This window comes from Mumia flava (assembly GCF_002797495.1).
In the GTDB taxonomy this organism is placed as follows: Bacteria; Actinomycetota; Actinomycetes; order Propionibacteriales; family Nocardioidaceae; genus Mumia; species Mumia flava.
This window is the reverse complement of sequence record NZ_PGEZ01000001.1, coordinates 2,306,294-2,323,350: the sequence shown is the minus strand read 5'-3', so window position 1 is coordinate 2,323,350 and position 17,057 is coordinate 2,306,294. Positions and strand designations below refer to the sequence as shown.

Sequence of the window (17,057 nt, the reverse complement as noted above, 5' to 3'; positions counted from 1 at the left end):
ATGATCATCGAACCCGTCGCCCGGCCGCTACCGGGATCGCTCGAGCCGACGCTGCCGGGCCGCTGGTACACCGACCCGACGATCTTCGCGCGCGAGCAGGCCGCGATCCTCGAGGCGTCGTGGAGCTGTGTCGTGCGCAGCGCCGACATCGCGCGCCCCGGAGACTGGGAGGTCGCGACCGTGGGACGCGAGCAGGTGATCGTCTCGCGCAACCGCCGCGGCGAGGTCCGCGCGTTCCTCAACGTGTGCCGGCACCGCGGCATGCGCGTCTGCACCGAGCCGTCGGGCTCGTCACGGAGCCTGCAGTGCGGCTACCACGCCTGGACCTACGACCTCGACGGCCGCCTGGTCGCGGCCCCGAACCTGACCCGGATGCCCGACGTCGACGGCGCGCGGTACGGGCTGGTCGGCGTCCACGTGCGCGAGTGGCTCGGGTACGTGTGGGTCTGCCTGGCGGCCGAGCCGCCGTCCTTCTCCGAGACCGTGCTCGGCGAGGTCGTGACCCGCCTCGGCGACGTGCGGAACCTCGACAACTACGGCGTCGACGGGATCGCGCTCGGGCGCCGGATCACCTACGACGTCGCCGCGAACTGGAAGCTGGTCATCGAGAACTTCCAGGAGTGCTACCACTGCGCGACGATCCACCCCGAGCTCACCGAGGTGCTGCCCGAGTTCGCGGAGGGCTGGGCGGCGCAGGCGTACGTGAACCACGGCGCGGCGTTCGGCGACGAGGTGCAGGGCTTCACCGTCGACGGCTCCGCGGGCACTGCGCGGCTCCCGTCGGTCGCGGCGGAGCAGGACCGGCGCTACTACGCGGTGACATTCCGCCCGAACGTCTTCGTCAACCTGGTGCCGGACCACGTCGTCCTGCACCGGATGGTCCCGCTCGCCGTCGACCGGACCCGGGTGGTCTGCGACTGGCTGTTCGCCCCGGAGGTCGTCGCCGCCGGGACGGACGTGTCGGCGTCGGTCGAGCTGTTCCACCGCGTCAACGTGCAGGACTTCGACGCGTGCGAGAAGACGCAGCCGTCGATGTCCTCGTCCGCGTACGCCGAGGGCGGGGTGCTCGTCCCGGCCGAGCACCACATCGGTGAGTTCCACGCCTGGGTCCGGGACGCCGTGGGCGAGTGACGCCGCCGGGGGGGCCGGGCGGGAACGGGGTCTCGATCCTCGCTCCGCTCGGCCTCGACCAGCGGGCCCCGACCAGCGGGCGCGGACTACTCCGCGAAGATCGCGAGCGTCCGCGCGACGCAGACGGGCTTCTCGACGCCCTCCGCCTCGACGGTGAAGTCGACGGCGACGCGCTGGCCGAACGCGGCCGGGACGATCTCGGCGAGCGTCGCGCGACCGCGGACCCGGCTGCCGACCGGGAGCGGCGCGGGGAAGCGGACCTTCTCGCTGCCGTAGTTGACGCCCATCTTCACGCTCTCGACCGTGTAGATCTCGGCACCGAGCATCGGGATCAGCGAGACCGTGAGGTAGCCGTGCGCGATCGTCGTGCCGAACGGGCCCTTCGCGGCCTTCTCCGGGTCGACGTGGATCCACTGGTGGTCGCCGGTGGCGTCGGCGAACAGGTTGACCTGCTCCTGCGTCACCTCGTGCCAGTCACTGACGCCGAGCTCCTCGCCGACCAGCGTGGACAGCTCCTCCAGGTTCTTCACGGTGCGCATCGGGTCTCCTTCGTCGCTAAGCGCTTGCTTAGTCGGGAATCCTAGTACCCCCCGAGACGCAGCGCGTACGGCAGCACCGCCAGCGCCACCCCGAGCCCGAGCAGAACCGTGTCGCCCCGCATCCAGCGCACCGGTTCCGCCCAGGTCCGCTCGTGGGCCGTCGCGAACCCGCGCGCGTCCATCGCCGTCGCCATCCGGCCCGCGTCCCGCAGCGCGGAGACGAGCAGCGCGAACGCGAGCGCGGCCCCGTGCCGCGCGGACGACAGCGGGTTCGCCGTCGGGCCGAACCCCCGCGCCCGCCTGGCGCGATCCAGCTGGATCCAGGTCTCCCGGAGCAGCGCGAACCGCTGCAGCGCCGCCGCGAACGCCACCGCGAACCGCGGCGGCACTCTCAGCCGCTGCCCCAGCTCGTCGGCCAGCCGCGGCGGGTCGAGGAACGCGGCGAGCACGGCGCCCGGGAGCGCGAGCACGACGATCCGCAGACCGGCGGTCAGCGCCACCTCGAGGTCGTGGCCACCCAGCAGCCAGGTCGACCACGTGACCGACGCCGACGCCACCGCCACGGCGAGGAACCGCACGAGCGCGAACCGCAGCGACGGCACGCAGAACGCCCCGACCACCGCGTACGCCCCGAGCGTCACGAGCCCGGTCGCAAGGTCGCGGACCGCGAGCGACGCGACGATCGCGAGCGACCCGGCGGCCAGCAGGGCCAGCGGGTTCGCCTCCCGCACGACCGCCCTCACGGCGCCCCCTCCCCTTCGCGCTGTGTGACCGCAGCCCCGTTCTCGACGGCAGATTCCGGGGCTGGGGTCACAGAGCGCGAAGGGAGTGCCACGCGGTGGTCGGTCAGGGCGATCAGGACGGCGTCATGGGTGGCGGCGGCGACGGCGGCGCCGGCGTCCGCGGCGCCGCGCATCCAGCCGGCGACCGCCGCCCAGGTCCGGCGGTCCTGGCCCACGGTCGGCTCGTCGAGCAGCGCGACGGCAGGCCGGTGAGCCAGCGCGGCCGCCAGCGCGAGCCGTCGCTGCTCCCCGCCGGACAGGCGGTACGGGTGGGCGTCCGCGTGCTGGGTCAGGCCGAGGTGGTCCAGCACCGCGTCGACGTCGACCGTGACGCCGAGCCGCCCCCCGGTCGCCGCGACCTCGTCACGCACCCGGGTCGTGAGGAAGCCGTGCTCCGGGTTCTGCGGGACCCATCCGAGCAGCCGGGCGAGATCGCGTGACCGCGTGCGGTGCAGCGGCTTGCGCGTCGGCGCGTGCACCCGACCGGAGGTCGGCGCGAGCAGCCCACCGAAGGCGGCGAGGAGCGTCGACTTCCCCGCCCCGCTCGGACCGGTGAACGCGGTCACCGCTGCGGGATCCACCTCCGTGTCGATCGCATGCAGGGCGGGCGTGAGGGTGGTGCCGCGCATCGTCACCCGGCGCAGGTCGACGCCGAGGCCCTCGGCGCGCAGCGTCGGAACCGGCCCGTCGGGCGCCACCAGAACGGACGGCGGGAGCACCGGCTCCGGCACGACGGCCCCCGGCATCCACACCCCTGCCGCCGCGAGCTCGTCGCGCATCGTCGACGCGAACCCCTCCGGGTCGGCGTCCCGCACGACTGCGCCGTGGGCATCGAGGACCACGACCCGGTCGACGTGGGCGAGCCACGGCTCGATCCGGTGCTCGACCACGACCAGCCCCGCCCCCGTACGGTCGAGCGCCTCGAGGACGCAGGCCCGGACGGCGACCGCGTTGGGCTCGTCGAGCATCGACGTCGGCTCGTCGAGGAGGAGCAGGTCGGGCTCGCACGCGAGCACACCGGCCAGCGCGAGCCGCTGCTGCTCGCCACCGGACAACGCAGCGGTGGGGTGCCCCGGCCCGTACGGGAGCCGGACCGCGGCGAGCGCGTCGGCGACCCGGCGCGGCATGGGGTCCCGGGGCAGCCGTGCGTTCTCGAGCCCGAACGCGACGTCGCGCCCGATCCGCTCGGCGACGACGGCGTCACCGGGATTCTGCAGGAGCATCCCGGTCCGGCCGCCCACGGCGACCTCGCCCGTACGCTCGCCGAGGCCCGCGCTCTCGAGCACGCCCGCGAGCGCCCGCAGCACGGTCGACTTCCCCGCGCCCGACGGACCGGCGAGCAGGACCCGCTCCCCTGGCGCGACGTCGAGGTCGAGTCCGTCCAGGACCGGTGTCGTACGCCCGAGCGGTCGCCAGGTCAGGTCCCGGATCCGTGCGGCTCCGGTCTCGACCGTGGCCGCGGTCGTCGTCATCGCGCGGCGGTCGACTGCGCCGGCGCACCGGCCCGGTCGTGGTACTCGCGGCCCGCACCGAAGGCGTCCAGCGCCCCGGTGGCTGCGAGCGCGCGGACCAGCAGCCACCCGCCGAGCCCGGCGATCACGGCGCCCGACGCCATGAACAGCCCGCCGTAGACGAGCCGGTAGCCGACGCTCCAGTCGGCCCAGTACACGTTCCACTCGTACGCGACCGCGAACAGCGCGGATCCGGCCCCCGACAGCGCCGCCGCGACGACGCCCCAGCGCCGCCACATCAGCAGCGCGAACACGACCTCGGCGCCGAGGCCCTGCACGATCCCGGACATGATCGAGCTCATCCCCCACTGGTTGCCCAGCATCAGCGCGACGACGGCGGCGATCACCTCCGTGGAGAACGCGGCGCCGGGGCGGCGTACGACGAGGCCGCCGATCACACCGCCGAGCAGCCACGGTCCGGAGATCGCGCCGATGCTCGGCGGGAACGCGAAGAAGGACGCGGTGCTGACCACCGCGTACAGCTGGTTCCAGCCCCAGAAGATCACGCCGACCGCGACGCCGAGCATCGCGACGGTGACGAGATCGATCGTCCGATAACGGAACAGATCAGACATGCGGGTACGGCTGGCTGAGGCCATGATGACTCCCTTCGCCGGTGCTAACCGGTGCAGGTTCGGAGGGTCTGCGGCTCGTCCGCACTCTCAGCGCGCCGTGCCTCGGCACGCGCGCTCCCCTGTCGTTCGCCGTGAAGCCTAGCGCGTCCCGACCGCCGCCGGGAACGGCCGCCGCCCCTCCGCCGGTCGAGACCCGTCCCCCCGCCGGTCGAGACCCGTCCCTCCGCCGGTCGAGGCGGAGCGGAGCGACGATCGAGACCCTCGGCGTTCGACGTCGGCGCCCGGCTTCGGTCAGCTCAGCAGGGACTCGCGGCCGAACATCGCCGCCGCCACCCGCGCCGAGGGCGTCCCGACGTCGGGGTCGGCCCCGGCGCCGACGAGGATCGAGACCACCAGGTCCTCGCCCTTGAAGATCGCCCCGGCCAGCGGGCTCTGCCCCTGGTCGTTGAGCTGGTTGACGTCCGCTCCGGCGTCGGCCAGGCGCTGCACGAGGTCGGCGTGACCGTGGTACGCGGCCAGCATCAGCAGCGTGTTGCCGCTGGGATCGGTGAGGCCGACCGGCACGCCGGCCTCGACGTAGGCGAGCAGGCGATCGGTCTCGCCCTCGCGCGCCAGGTCGAACATCTGGTGCGCGAGCTCGACGACCTCGGGGTCCGGCTCGCTGCTTCCCATACGAGGACGTTACCCGGCCAGACCCGCGATCCGCGTGGCGACGGCCTCACCGAACGCACGGTGCCCGTCCGTCGTGAGGTGCAGCCCGTCGGACAGGTACGGCAGGTCGAGGTCGCGCGTCGAGACGTACGCGACGCCGTGGTCGCCCGTCAGCACCGCCAGCTCGGTGTCGACCCAGGCTGCGCCTGCGGCCCGAGCCGGAGCGGCGGCGGGGCCGACCACGACGACATCGAGTCCGTCGAGCGGCGCGAGCACCCGCTCGAACCCCGCACGCAGGTCGGCGACCGACTGATCCACGTCGTTGAGCCCACCCTCGAGCACGACCAGGTCGGCCCCGCCCTCGACGGCACGCTCGACCCGCGCTGCGAACGACGCTCCGCGGCACGGGCTCGCCGCCGCGCTGAACCCCGACCCGGAGAACGCGTCCACGTGCACGCGTCCCTCGAGCCGTGACGTCCAGGCCTGCGACGGATCGCGCAGACCGAGCCCCGCGGACCACGAGTCCCCGACGACGACGATCCGCGGTCCGGTGCCCGTCGGAGGCTCTGCGCGGCGCGCTGCCGCTCCGGCCGCGAACGTCTCGCAGCGCCGTACGTCCGCACCGACCGCCTCGTCGGCGAGCCGGGTGGAGGCGACGAGAGCGGTGAGCAGGATGCACAGCGACAGCACGCCGAACCTCAGTGCGAGGCGGCGCGGGAACGTGATCACAGCGCCATGGTCGCTCGTGCGTCACGCCGACCCCAGGGATTCGGACATCCGATGCCGAACCGTGACTCCGCGTCTCGATCCTCGCTCCGCTCGGCCTCGACGAACGACCGGTCTGACTCCGCGTCTCGATCCTCGCTCCGCTCGGCCTCGACGAACCGGGGCCGCCGTTGGTCGAGGCGCGAGCGCAGCGAGCGATCGAGACCCCGCCAGCCGGCTACGGAAACCGTCAGACCACGTAGATCTTGCGCAGGCGGTCGCGGATCTCCCAGACCGTACGCTCGCCGGCGCGCAGCCGGACCGCGATGCCGGGACCGAGCTCCAGCACGGCCCCGTCCTCGAACGTCACCGTGCCCGAGCCCGACAGCACCACGAAGATCTCGTCGGCCTCGGTGTCGCGCACCGTGCCCTCGGTGATCTCCCAGATCCCCACCTCGATCCCGCCGAGCTCGGCGAGCCCCGCCGAAGCGGTCGCCGGCGCACCGGCGACCACGTCGGACGGGTCGAGCTCGTCGGACTCGAGCGGGTGGCTGCGGACGTCGGGCGACAGCACACGCGGAACAGCAGACTCGGTGCTCATCGACTCACCCGCCCGTGAACGTGCGGGCCACGGCCGCGTTGTCGTCGCCGGATCGGCGCAGCACGAGCCACACCACCGTGAGCGCTACCAGCGTCAGCAGCAGCATCACGGTGGACAGCGCCGCGATCTCGGGCCGCAGCCCGGTCTTCAGGGAGCCCAGCACGTAGACCGGCCACGGCGTGTAGCCGGGGACCTGCACGAACGACGCCACGATCGTGTTGTCCATGCTCAGCGTGAAGGCGAGCAGCGCACCGGCGAAGATGCCGGGGCCGGCCTGCGGGAGGGTGATCTGGCGGAACCGGTTCCACGGCGTCGCGTACAGGTCGGCCGCGGCCTCCTCCACCTGGTCGTCCATCCCCTGCATCCGCGCCCGCACGATGAACGTGACGACCGCGATCGCGAGCGACGTGTGGACGATCACGAGGCGGACCATGCCGTTGTTCACCGGACCGATGCCGACGTCCGTGCCCAGGGTGACGAGCCACGGCAGGATCGAGATGCCGTCGATGATCTCCGGGGTGATCAGCGTCAGAGCGAGCAGCGCGGTCAGCAGGGCTGCCCAGCGCGCCTTCGCCCCCGCACGCGCCAGCGCCACACCGCCGATCGTGCCGAGGACCGTCGCCACCAGCGACGCCAGCACGCCTGCGACCAGCGAGGTGATCACCGCGTCGATCATCACCGGGTTGTCGACCGCGGACTGGTACGCGTCGAAGCCGAAGCCCTTCCACGCACCCAGCAGCCGTCCGGTGTTGAACGAGTAGCCGACGATCACGAGGATCGGCAGGAACAGGAACCCGAAGACCGCGATCCCGAACAGGTTCAGGCCCAGCTTCGCCGGGTCGTGCCGCCGGGGCCGCCGCGCGGGCGCAGGCGCCGTCGTCTCCGCCGTGGTGGTGCTCATCGTGCCCCCTCCAGGTCGAGGTGTCGCGCTCGTCGCAGCAGCGCCCGTACGGCCAGGAACACCAGGCCGACCACGACGACCGTCAGCAGCACGAACGCCATCAGGGTGAACGCCATCGCCGAGCCGAGCGCCCAGTCCTGCGCGGTGTTGAACTGGCGGGCGATCATCTGACCGACCATCGTGCCGCGCGAGCCGCCCAGCACCGACGCCGTCAGGTAGTCACCCATCAGCGGGATGAACACCAGCAGCGCACCGGCGGCGATGCCCGGCAGCGCCGACGGCAGCGTGACCGCGCCGAAGGTGCGCCAGCGTCCCGCGCCGAGGTCACGGCTCGCCTCGCGCTGGGCGGGGTCGAGCCGCTCGAAGACGACGTAGAGCGGCAGGATCATCAGCGGCAGGTAGTTGTAGACCACCCCGAGCTGGACGGCGGCGCTCGTGTAGAGGACGTCGAGCGGGCCGGACAGGATCCCGACCTTCTGCAGCCCGTGGGAGAGGAAGCCCTCGGGCGACAGGATGATCTGCCAGCCGAGCGTGCGGACCAGGAAGTTCGTCCAGAACGGCACGAGGACGAGGGCCAGCAGCAGCGGGCGCCACCGCGGGTCGACCTTGACGCCCATCCAGTAGGCGAACGGTACGCCGATCACCGCGCACAGCGTGGTGCCGATCGCGGCGATCCGCAGCGTGTCCCAGAAGGTCGACATGAAGACCGGGTCGGTGACCTCGCGGTAGCGGTCGAACGACGGTGCGTCCGTCGCGACCGAGGTGAACAGGTCCGGCTTGTAGCCGAACGAGTACCAGAACACGAGCGCCAGCGGCGTCAGGATGAAGAAGACCAGCCAGAACCACACCGGCAGCGACAGCCAGCCGGAGCCGCCGCCCGGTCGGCGGGACCGCCGGCGGGTGCGGGTGACGGGGGCCGAGGCGGGTGCGTCGGGGGTCTGCGTCGTGGCGCTCATCAGGCCGCCGCCTGCATGCGCTGGAGGATGTCGGTGAGACGGTCCTGGGCGTCGGTGAGCTCCGCGGCCGTGAGCCGCTCGGTCACCTCGGTCGGCGGGAAGATCATGTCGGTCAGCTCCAGCTCCCACTCCTCGGCCTTCGCCTCGAGCCCGGCGACGCCGGTCGGGTAGCCGTTCCAGTCCAGCTCCCGCATCGAGACCTTGGGGTCGAGCATGTAGTTGATGAACGCGTGCGCGCTGTCGATGTGCTGCGCACCGGTGGCGATCGCCCAGGTGTCGATCCACAGGTTCGCGGTCGGCGTCGGGTAGACCCAGCGCCAGCGGTCCGGGTCGTCGGACTCGAGGATGCCCCAGCGGGCGTCGCCGTTGTACGCCTGGATCAGCGCGAGCTCCGACTGCACGATGCTCTGCGTCGGGTTCGACGAGTAGGCACGGACCTCCGGCGCGAGCGTGCCGACGAGGAAGTCCTGCGCGGCGTCCAGGTCGGCCTCGTCCGTCGTGTTCGGGTCGATGCCGTTGGCCGCGAAGTAGATCGAGCAGACCTCCCACGGGTCGTCGAGCAGGGAGACCGAGCCGGCCGCCTGCCCGCTCGCGAGGTCGAGGAAGTCCTGCCACGAGGTGGGCCGGCTGTCGATCTTCTGGGTGTCGTAGGCGAAGCCGGTCGTGCCCCAGGCCTTCGGGACGGTGAACTCGTTGCCCGGATCCCAGGACGGGTCGACGATCTGCGGGTCGAGGTGCTTCATGTTCGGCAGCAGGTCGTGGTCGAGCGGGACCAGCAGGTCGTTCGCCGCCATCATCGGCACGAACTGCCCGGTCGGGACGATCACGTCGTAGCCGCTGGTGCCGCGGCTCGCCCCGAGCTTCGCGATCATCTCCTCGTTGGAGCCGAACGCGTCGACCTGGACCGTGACACCGGTGCGCCGGGAGAACCGGCGCAGGTTCTTCGGTGCCTCGTAGTCGCCCCACGAGTACACGTTCACCCGGCCCTCGAGGTCGCCGTCCGGGCTCGCGGTCGCGGCCAGCGACGTGTCGCGACCGCACCCGAGGACCGATGCGGCGCCGACGACGGCGAATCCGCCGAGCAGCGCGCGGCGGGTGATCCGGCCGGCCTCCTCCCGTGGTGCGAGAACCCGCACCGGGCGCCGGGCGGTCACGAGTCCTTCCTCGACGCCTCGCTCGCGTCGGCGGCGAACACGCGCACGGCGCTCGGCGACCACCGGGCCCACACCTTCGTCCCGGTCGCGAGCGCCTCGGCCTGGTCGACGGGGGTCCGCGCCAGGACCTCACGACCGTCGCCGGTGAGCAGGACGTGCTGCACGGCGTCGCCGAGGAACGAGGTGCCGGCCAGCGTGCCGGCGACGGCATTCTCGGCCTGGTCGCCCTCGGTCGGGGCGTCGTTGCCGACGGTCACGGACTCGGCCCGGACACCCACCCGTACGGAGGCGCCTGCCGCGTGACCGGCGAGCTCGTCGGCCTCGGGACGGAAGGTCGCCCAGTCCGTCGCGACCGCACCGTCGCGTACGGCGCCGTCGGCGAAGTTCTGCATCCCGACGAACGCGGCGACGAAGCCGCTGGCCGGACGCTCGTAGACCTCCTGCGGCGTGCCGACCTGCTCGACCTTGCCGCTGTTCATCACGACGATCCGGTCGCTCATCGACAGTGCCTCGGACTGGTCGTGCGTCACGAAGACGAAGGTGATGCCGACCTGCCGCTGGATCAGCTTCAGCTCGACCTGCATCTGCTCGCGCAGGTTGCGGTCCAGCGCCGAGAGCGGCTCGTCGAGCAGCAGCACGTCGGGGCGGTTCACGATGGCACGGGCGAGCGCCACACGCTGCTGCTGCCCGCCCGACAGCTTCTTCGGGCGACGCTGCGCGTACTCGCTCATCCGGACCAGCGCGAGGGCCTCGGAGACCCGCTCGGTGATCTCGGACTTCGACAGGCGCGGCTGGCCCTCGCGGCGCTGCCGCAGGCCGTACGCGACGTTCTCGGCGACCGTCATGTGCGCGAACAGCGCGTACGCCTGGAAGACGGTGTTGACGGTCCGCTTGTGCGGCGGGAGGCCGACGACCGAACGGCCGCGCAGGAGCACGTCGCCGCCGTCGGGGTCCTCGAAGCCGCCGATCATCCGCAGCAGCGTGGTCTTGCCGCAGCCCGACGGGCCGAGCAGCGACAGGAACTCGCCCTCGGCGATGTCGAGGTCGACACCGTCGACGGCGGCGAGGTCACCGAAGTGCTTGCGCACCCCGCGCAGCGACACGGTCGCCGCGCGGTCCTCGTTCTGGCTGGTCATATCGCCCTTTCAGTCCGGTGAGGGGGCCATCAGGTGAGCCGGAGCCCGTCGGTCGGAACCGCCGCCCTCAGGAATCGAAGCCCAGACCCACCGCGTCGAGCGCGCGGAGCCAGGCGTTTCGTCGTCCCCCGTGGTGATCCGCGCGGTCCAGGGACCAGCGGGTCGTGTGGATCCCGACCGAGGCCACCGGCTCGGGCGGGAACGGCAGCGGCTTCTTCCGCACCATCTCGACCTGGGTGCGCGGGGTCGACTCCCCGCTGAGCAGGTCGAGCATGACGTCGGCCGCGAAGTGCGTCGCGCCGACGCCGAGTCCGGTGAACCCTGCCGCGTGCGCGACCCGGCCCTGCTTGGCCAGGCCGTAGAACGCGCAGAACTGCGTCGAGGTGTCGATCGCACCGGCCCACCGGTGGGTGAACCGGACCCCCTCCAGCTGGGGGAAGGTGGTGAGGAAGTGCGAGGCGAGCCGGCGGTAGGTCTCCGGCCGGTCCTCGTAGGCGGAGCGGACCTGGCCGCCGTAGCGGTAGATCGCGTCGTAGCCGCCGAACAGCACCCGGTTGTCGGCGCTGAGCCGGTAGTAGTGGAACTGGTTGGCGCTGTCGCCGACGCCCTGACGGTTCCGCCAGCCGATCGCGTCCATCTGCGCGTCGGTCAGCGGCTCGGTCATGAGCGCGTAGTCGTAGACCGGGATCGTGTGCCAGCGGTAGCGCGCGAGCAGCGACGGGAACACGTTCGTCGCGAGCACCGCACGGTCGGCGCGTACGGCGCCCCGCGGCGTACGGACGGTGACCGGCCCGCGGCGACCGTCGGCCTCGAGCGCCTCGACGTGGCTGTGCTCGAAGATCTGCACCCCGAGACCGTCGGCGGCGCGTGCGAGCTCCTTGGCGAGCTTGGCCGGGTGCAGCATCGCGGTGCTGTCGCGGTGCCAGACGCCGGCGAGGTACGTGGGGCTGTCGACCTCGGCCCGGACCGCGTCCGCGTCGAGGAGGTCGGCGCCCGCCTCGGCCAGCCACTCCACCTGGTGCGGCTCGGTGGCGACGTCGAGGCTGCCGGTGCGCTCGAAGTCGCAGTCCAGCTTGAGCGACTCCACGGCCGCGGCGATCGCGTCGAGGTTCTCGTCGCCGAGCCGCGCGAGGGTGTCGTACTCCTCCGGCCAGCGCGTGCGGCCGTTCTCCTCGCCGTGGGTGAGGCTGGCGTCGCAGAACCCGCCGTTGCGGCCGCTCGCCGCCCAGCCGACCGTCTGGCCCTCGAGCAGCGTGACCCTCGCGCCGGGGTTGCGGAGCTTGGCCTTCACCGCGGTCCACAGGCCCGTGTAGCCGCCGCCGACGACCACCAGGTCGCAGGCGTGGTCACCGGTCAGGTGCGGGTACGCCGTGGTGTCGGCGACGTCCTCCAGCCAGAAGCACCCTGCCTCGGAGTCAGTCAGCGACGCGTCGACCACGGCGTCGGGCGGAGCCTGGCGTTCGAAGACGGTCGGTCGCCAGTCCCGCCCGGCGATCAGTGGTCTACGCACCGGCATGCGCGTCCCCGACGCTGTGCACGTGGGCGTCTCCGACGGTGAGTGCGGCGTCGAGTGCGGCGAGCCCCTCGCGGGCCTCGTCGACGGTGATGTTGAGGGCCGGGACGACGTGGATCCGGTTGAAGTTCGCGAACGGGAGCATGCCGCCCTTCTTGCAGGCGGCGATCACCTCGTTCATCGCCGGGCTCGACCCGCCGTACGGCGCCAGCGGCTCCTTCGTGGCGGCGTCCGCGACGAGGTCCAGCGCCCAGAACGCGCCGACGCCGCGGACCTCACCGACGCACGCGTGCCGCTCGGCCATCGCGCGCAGCTCGGGCCCGAAGACCTCCTCGCCGAGCATCGCCGCGTGCTCGACCATCTTCTCGTCCTTCATCGTCTCGATCGTCGCGACCGCCGCGGCGGCGGCGAGTGGGTGACCGGAGTACGTGAGCCCGCCGGGGTACGGACGGTCGTCGAACGTGGCCGCGATCCGCGGGGAGATGATCACGCCGCCCATCGGGACGTAGCCCGACGTCACGCCCTTGGCGAACGTGATCAGGTCCGGGACCGCGTCGTACAGGTCGAGCGCGAACCACGTGCCGGTCCGGCCGAAGCCCGCCATCACCTCGTCGGCGATCCACACGATCCCGTACCGGTCGCAGAGCGCGCGCACGCCCTCCAGGTAGCCCGGGGGCGGCGGCATGATGCCGGCCGTGCCCGGGATCGTCTCGAGGATGATCGCGGCGATCGTGTCCGGCCCTTCCAGCTGGATCGTGTGCTCGAGGTGCGCCAGCGCGCGCTCGCACTCCTCGGCCTCGGTCGTCGCGTGGAACTCCGAGCGGTAGAGGAACGGCCCGAAGAAGTGGACGACGCCGTCGGCGCCCACGTCGTTCGGCCAGCGACGCGGGTCGCCGGTGAGGTTGATCGCCGTCTGGGTGCCGCCGTGGTACGAGCGGTAGCGCGACAGCACCTTGCGCCGCCCGGTGTGCAGCCGCGCCATCCGCACCGCGTGCTCGACCGCGTCCGCACCGCCGTTGGTGAAGAAGACCCGGTCGAGGTCGCCGGGGGCGAGCTCGGCGATCAGGTGCGCGGCCTCCGAGCGCGCCGCGTTGGCGTGCTGCGGCGCGATCGTGCACAGCGTCGCGGCCTGGTCCTGGATCGCCTTGACCACACGCGGGTGCTGGTGCCCGATGTTGGTGAAGACCAGCTGCGAGGAGAAGTCGAGCAGCTTGGTGCCGTCGTTGTCCCACAGGTAGCTGCCCTCGGCGCGCTCGACCACCATCGGGGTCAGCGAGGCCTGCGCCGACCACGAGTGGAAGACGTGGGCGCGGTCCAGCTCGTACGTGCGGTCCTTCATGTCTCTCCTTGTGTGGTTCCGACAGGCTCAACCGTCGGCGGTTGAGCCTGTCGAGACCCTCGGCTGTTCTTGGGGCTCAGCTGTTCTTCGGGAAGGCGAGCTCGAGTCCGCCGACGGGCTTGACGGCGGGGTCGCCCCAGCGTGAGGTGATCACCTTGCCACGGGTGAAGAAGTGCACACCTTCGATTCCGTGGGCGTGGGAGTCGCCGAACAGGCTGTTCTTCCACCCACCGAAGGAGTAGTAGGCCATCGGCACCGGGATCGGCACGTTGATCCCGATCATCCCGACCTCGATGTCGTGCTCGAACTTCCGCGCCGCACCGCCGTTGGAGGTGAACAACGCGACCCCGTTGCCGTAGGGGTTGGCGTTGATCAGCTCGACCGCCTCGTCGTAGGTCTCGGTCCGCACGACCGACAGCACCGGGCCGAAGATCTCGTCGGTGTAGATCGAGGAGTCGACATCGACGTGGTCGAACAGGGTCGGGCCGAGCCAGAACCCCTCCGCACCCCCGTCGGGCTGCACATCGCGGCCGTCGACGACGACCTTCGCCCCCGCGGCCTCGCCGGCCTCGACGTAGGAGGCGACCTTGTCCCGGTGAGCCTTGGTGACCAGCGGCCCCATGTCCGAGCCGCGGGTGCCGTCACCGACGGCCAGGGTGCGGGTCCGGTCGGCGATCTTCGCGACCAGCTCGTCACCGATCCCCCCGACCGCGACCACCACACTGATCGCCATGCACCGTTCCCCGGCCGACCCGAACCCGGCAGAGACGGCCTGGTCGGCGGCGAGGTCGAGGTCGGCGTCGGGAAGGACGACCATGTGGTTCTTCGCCCCACCCAGCGCCTGGACCCGCTTGCCCGACTGGCTGGCCCGCTCGTAGACGTAGCGGGCGATCGGCGTCGACCCCACGAAGCTGACGGCCTTCACCTCCGGGGAGTCCAGGACCGCGTCCACGGCGACCTTGTCACCCTGCAGCACGTTGAACACACCATCGGGCAGACCGGCCTCCTTCCACAGCTCCGCGATCCAGACCGCAGCCGACGGGTCCTTCTCCGACGGCTTGAGGACGACGGTGTTGCCGGCGGCGATCGCGACCGGGAAGAACCACATCGGCACCATCGCCGGGAAGTTGAACGGGCTGATGATCCCGACCACACCGAGCGGCTGACGCTTGGAGTGCACATCCACCCCAGTCGACACGCCCTCGGAATAGGCACCCTTGACCAGGTGCGGCATCCCGCAGGCGAACTCCACCACCTCCAGCCCGCGGGTGACCTCACCCAGGGCGTCGTCGAGGACCTTGCCGTGCTCGGCGGTGATGATCGCCGCCAGCTCGGACTTGCGGGCATTCAACAGCTCACGGAACGCGAACACGATCTGGGTGCGCTTGGTCAACGACGTCTCGGCCCACCCACGAGCCGCAGCAGCCGCCGACGCGATCACCCGATCAGCATCCCCAGCATCGGCAAAAGCAACCCGGCCAGAAACAGCGCCGGTCGCAGGATTCGTCACGTCGCCGGTACGGCCCGAGGTGCCATCAAAACGAGCACCATCAACCCAGTGCGGAATCAAAGCGGTCATGACTACGAGGGTGGGGCCGATCACAGGTGTCCGGCAACGGACGATCTGTCACCCCGTAACGGCTCGTGCTGACGTTCCGTAGCGGCGACCGGCGCGGCCTGAAGGTCCGGCGCTCTGCGTTCCGTGCCGAAACGCACGGAACGGTGAAAACGTGCCACCTTCCCCGTTCCGGACCGGCTACGTTACGCACGGTTCTCACCGGAATGGGGTTCACACATGCGTCCGCACGCACGCCGCTCGTTCGTCGTTCCCGCCCTGGTTCTCGCCCTCGCCGGCGCGGGCCTCGCGGCCACACCCATCGCGTCGGCCGCGACACCGACGCCGCCACCCACCGTCGCGCAGGCGACGCTGATCGCGGCCGGCGAAGGCAATACGGTCGTCGTCGGCGCCGACGGTCGGCCGTACGGCACCGGCTCGAATCAGGACGGCCAGATCACCGGAACCGACAATCCCAAGACCACGCTGACGCTCATGACCGGTCTGCCGTCCGGCGTCCACGCCGCCGCGGTCAGCGCCGACGTCGTGCACTCGCTCGTCCTCGGCGACGACGGCATCCCGTACGCCACGGGGCTGAACGGCCACGGCCAGCTGACCGACGAGGACGAGGAGAACCCCGACCCCCAGCGCCGGACGCTGACCCCGATGGTCGGCCTCCCCTCCGGGGTCAGTGCCACCGCGGTCGAGGCCGGCAGCTACTACTCGCTGGTGCTCGGCGACGACGGCGTCGCCTACGGCGCGGGCTACGGCCTCAACGGGCAGATCACCGGGAACGAGCTCGGGACGCACACGCTCACCCCGATGGAGCTCCCGCCGGATGTCCGCGCGGTGGCGATCGCCGCGAGCGGGTACCTCCAGTCGCTCGTCCTCGGCGACGACGGCATCGCCTACGGCACGGGCTACAACGGCTACGGACAGCTCACCGGAACGGGCAACCGCCAGGCCCTCACGCCGCTGACCGGCCTGCCCGACGGCGTCGAGGCCATCGCCGTCGACGCGGGCCAGTTCCACTCGCTCGTGCTCGGCGACGACGGCGTCGCCTATGGCACCGGCGGCAACATCTGGGGAGAGCTGACCGGGGACGCGGCGAAGCTCACCACGCTCACCGAGCTGGACGGGCTGCCGTCCGGCGTCGACGCGGTCGCGATCAGCGCCGGGTACGGGACCTCGGTGGTCCTCGGCTCCGACGGCATCCCCTACGGCACGGGCTACAACCCCTACGGACAGCTCACCGGAACGGGCGACCGCCAGGCCCTCACCCCACTCGCCGGGGTCCCCTCGGCGACCGGCCCGATCGCCCAGATCTCAGCCGGACCGGCCACGACGCTGCTCCTGGGCCGCAACGGCGTCGTCTACGGCACCGGCAGCAATGACAAGGGCCAGCTCACCGGTGAGCCGACCCTGGAGCCGCAACGCAGCCTGAAGCCGCTGTCCGGCCAACCGATCGTGCGGACCGCCTCCGCGCGGATCACCGGGAGGCCGAAGGTCGGGCGGTTGCTCACGGCCCGTGGCGGCGTCTGGTCGCCCACAGGAGCGCGGGTCGGCTACCGGTGGTACCGCGACGGCAAGCCGATCGGCGGCGCAACCAAGCGGACGTACCGGCTGGTCAGGGCCGACTGGAAGAAGCGGATCAAGGTCCGCATCGCCGCCACCCTGCCAGGCTCGAGCGATGCGACCACCTCGGTCCCGACGGCGCGGGTCTCGATGGTCCTCAAGAACACCCGGCGACCGACCATCCGGGGCAAGAGGAAGGTCGGCAAGCGTCTCAAGGCGACCCCGGGCCGCTGGAACGCACCGACGGTCCGGGTCTCGTACCGCTGGTACCGCGGCAAGAAGCAGATCCGCGGCGCCAAAGGCAGCCACCGCGTCTACCGCGTCAGGAAGAAGGACGCCGGCAAGAAGATCCGCGTCCGCGTCACCGCCCACACCCCGTACACCACGATGGCCCACGCCTTCTCGAAGCGGGTCCGCATCCGAAAGGGCTGAG

General features: G+C 71.8%; 16 protein-coding genes and 1 riboswitch. Of the genes, 2 read left to right on the top strand and 14 right to left on the bottom strand.

Translation table 11 applies throughout. The features are described 5' to 3' along the window. On the top strand, positions 1 to 1,131 hold the full coding sequence (locus CLV56_RS11025; RefSeq protein WP_039341154.1) for an aromatic ring-hydroxylating oxygenase subunit alpha: 1,131 nt from the start codon (positions 1 to 3) through the stop codon (positions 1,129 to 1,131). A gap of 86 nt (positions 1,132 to 1,217) precedes the next feature. Here CLV56_RS11025 and CLV56_RS11020 read toward each other — a convergent pair whose 3' ends face one another. From CLV56_RS11020 to CLV56_RS10955, 14 genes are all read right to left on the bottom strand, one after another. Continuing rightward, positions 1,218 to 1,670 (bottom strand): MaoC family dehydratase, encoded by a 453-nt coding sequence (locus CLV56_RS11020; RefSeq protein ID WP_039341157.1) that lies wholly within the window; start codon positions 1,668 to 1,670, stop codon positions 1,218 to 1,220. Between the two features lie 41 nt (positions 1,671 to 1,711). Beyond that, entirely contained in the window at positions 1,712 to 2,413 is a 702-nt protein-coding gene (locus CLV56_RS11015; RefSeq protein ID WP_039341159.1) for an energy-coupling factor transporter transmembrane component T family protein, read from the bottom strand. Beyond that, on the bottom strand, positions 2,410 to 3,924 hold the full coding sequence (locus CLV56_RS11010; protein ID WP_100414815.1) for an ABC transporter ATP-binding protein: 1,515 nt from the start codon (positions 3,922 to 3,924) through the stop codon (positions 2,410 to 2,412). Before CLV56_RS11010 ends, CLV56_RS11015 begins: the two co-directional genes overlap by 4 nt. Further along, positions 3,921 to 4,538, bottom strand: a complete 618-nt coding sequence (locus CLV56_RS11005) for an ECF transporter S component (protein WP_245857765.1) — start codon at positions 4,536 to 4,538, stop codon at positions 3,921 to 3,923. Before CLV56_RS11005 ends, CLV56_RS11010 begins: the two co-directional genes overlap by 4 nt. A 13-nt stretch (positions 4,539 to 4,551) precedes the next feature. After that, positions 4,552 to 4,669, bottom strand: a riboswitch (TPP riboswitch). Positions 4,670 to 4,829: 160 nt separating this feature from the next. Continuing rightward, on the bottom strand, positions 4,830 to 5,210 hold the full coding sequence (locus CLV56_RS11000) for an ankyrin repeat domain-containing protein (RefSeq protein ID WP_039341163.1): 381 nt from the start codon (positions 5,208 to 5,210) through the stop codon (positions 4,830 to 4,832). 9 nt (positions 5,211 to 5,219) lie between these two features. After that, positions 5,220 to 5,918 carry an SGNH/GDSL hydrolase family protein gene (locus CLV56_RS10995; protein ID WP_039341166.1) on the bottom strand — a complete coding sequence of 233 codons (699 nt, stop codon included), beginning with the start codon at positions 5,916 to 5,918 and terminating at the stop codon, positions 5,220 to 5,222. 226 nt (positions 5,919 to 6,144) lie between these two features. Continuing rightward, positions 6,145 to 6,495 carry a cupin domain-containing protein gene (locus CLV56_RS10990; protein WP_039341169.1) on the bottom strand — a complete coding sequence of 117 codons (351 nt, stop codon included), beginning with the start codon at positions 6,493 to 6,495 and terminating at the stop codon, positions 6,145 to 6,147. 4 nt (positions 6,496 to 6,499) lie between these two features. Continuing rightward, the gene (locus CLV56_RS10985; protein WP_100414814.1) at positions 6,500 to 7,396 is read right to left on the bottom strand and encodes an ABC transporter permease; all 897 of its coding nucleotides are present in this window, start codon (positions 7,394 to 7,396) and stop codon (positions 6,500 to 6,502) included. Then, positions 7,393 to 8,352, bottom strand: coding sequence for an ABC transporter permease (locus CLV56_RS10980; RefSeq protein ID WP_039341172.1), 960 nt, complete (start codon positions 8,350 to 8,352; stop codon positions 7,393 to 7,395). Before CLV56_RS10980 ends, CLV56_RS10985 begins: the two co-directional genes overlap by 4 nt. Further along, complete coding sequence (locus CLV56_RS10975) at positions 8,352 to 9,506, bottom strand: polyamine ABC transporter substrate-binding protein (protein WP_039341239.1); 1,155 nt, start codon at positions 9,504 to 9,506, stop codon at positions 8,352 to 8,354. The genes CLV56_RS10980 and CLV56_RS10975 overlap by 1 nt, the downstream gene beginning before the upstream one ends. Continuing rightward, complete coding sequence (locus CLV56_RS10970) at positions 9,503 to 10,642, bottom strand: ABC transporter ATP-binding protein (protein WP_039341176.1); 1,140 nt, start codon at positions 10,640 to 10,642, stop codon at positions 9,503 to 9,505. The genes CLV56_RS10975 and CLV56_RS10970 overlap by 4 nt, the downstream gene beginning before the upstream one ends. Before the next feature lie 67 nt (positions 10,643 to 10,709). After that, a complete protein-coding gene (locus CLV56_RS10965; RefSeq protein ID WP_100414813.1) occupies positions 10,710 to 12,158 on the bottom strand; it encodes an NAD(P)/FAD-dependent oxidoreductase in 1,449 nt (482 codons plus the stop codon). Beyond that, complete coding sequence (locus CLV56_RS10960; RefSeq protein WP_100414812.1) at positions 12,145 to 13,494, bottom strand: aspartate aminotransferase family protein; 1,350 nt, start codon at positions 13,492 to 13,494, stop codon at positions 12,145 to 12,147. Before CLV56_RS10960 ends, CLV56_RS10965 begins: the two co-directional genes overlap by 14 nt. 76 nt (positions 13,495 to 13,570) lie before the next feature. After that, positions 13,571 to 15,073, bottom strand: a complete 1,503-nt coding sequence (locus CLV56_RS10955; RefSeq protein WP_039341179.1) for a CoA-acylating methylmalonate-semialdehyde dehydrogenase — start codon at positions 15,071 to 15,073, stop codon at positions 13,571 to 13,573. A 216-nt stretch (positions 15,074 to 15,289) separates the two neighbouring features. Here CLV56_RS10955 and CLV56_RS10950 point away from each other — a divergent pair, with 216 nt between their 5' ends. After that, positions 15,290 to 17,056, top strand: coding sequence for an RCC1 domain-containing protein (locus tag CLV56_RS10950; protein ID WP_039341182.1), 1,767 nt, complete (start codon positions 15,290 to 15,292; stop codon positions 17,054 to 17,056). Position 17,057 lies beyond the last annotated feature (1 nt).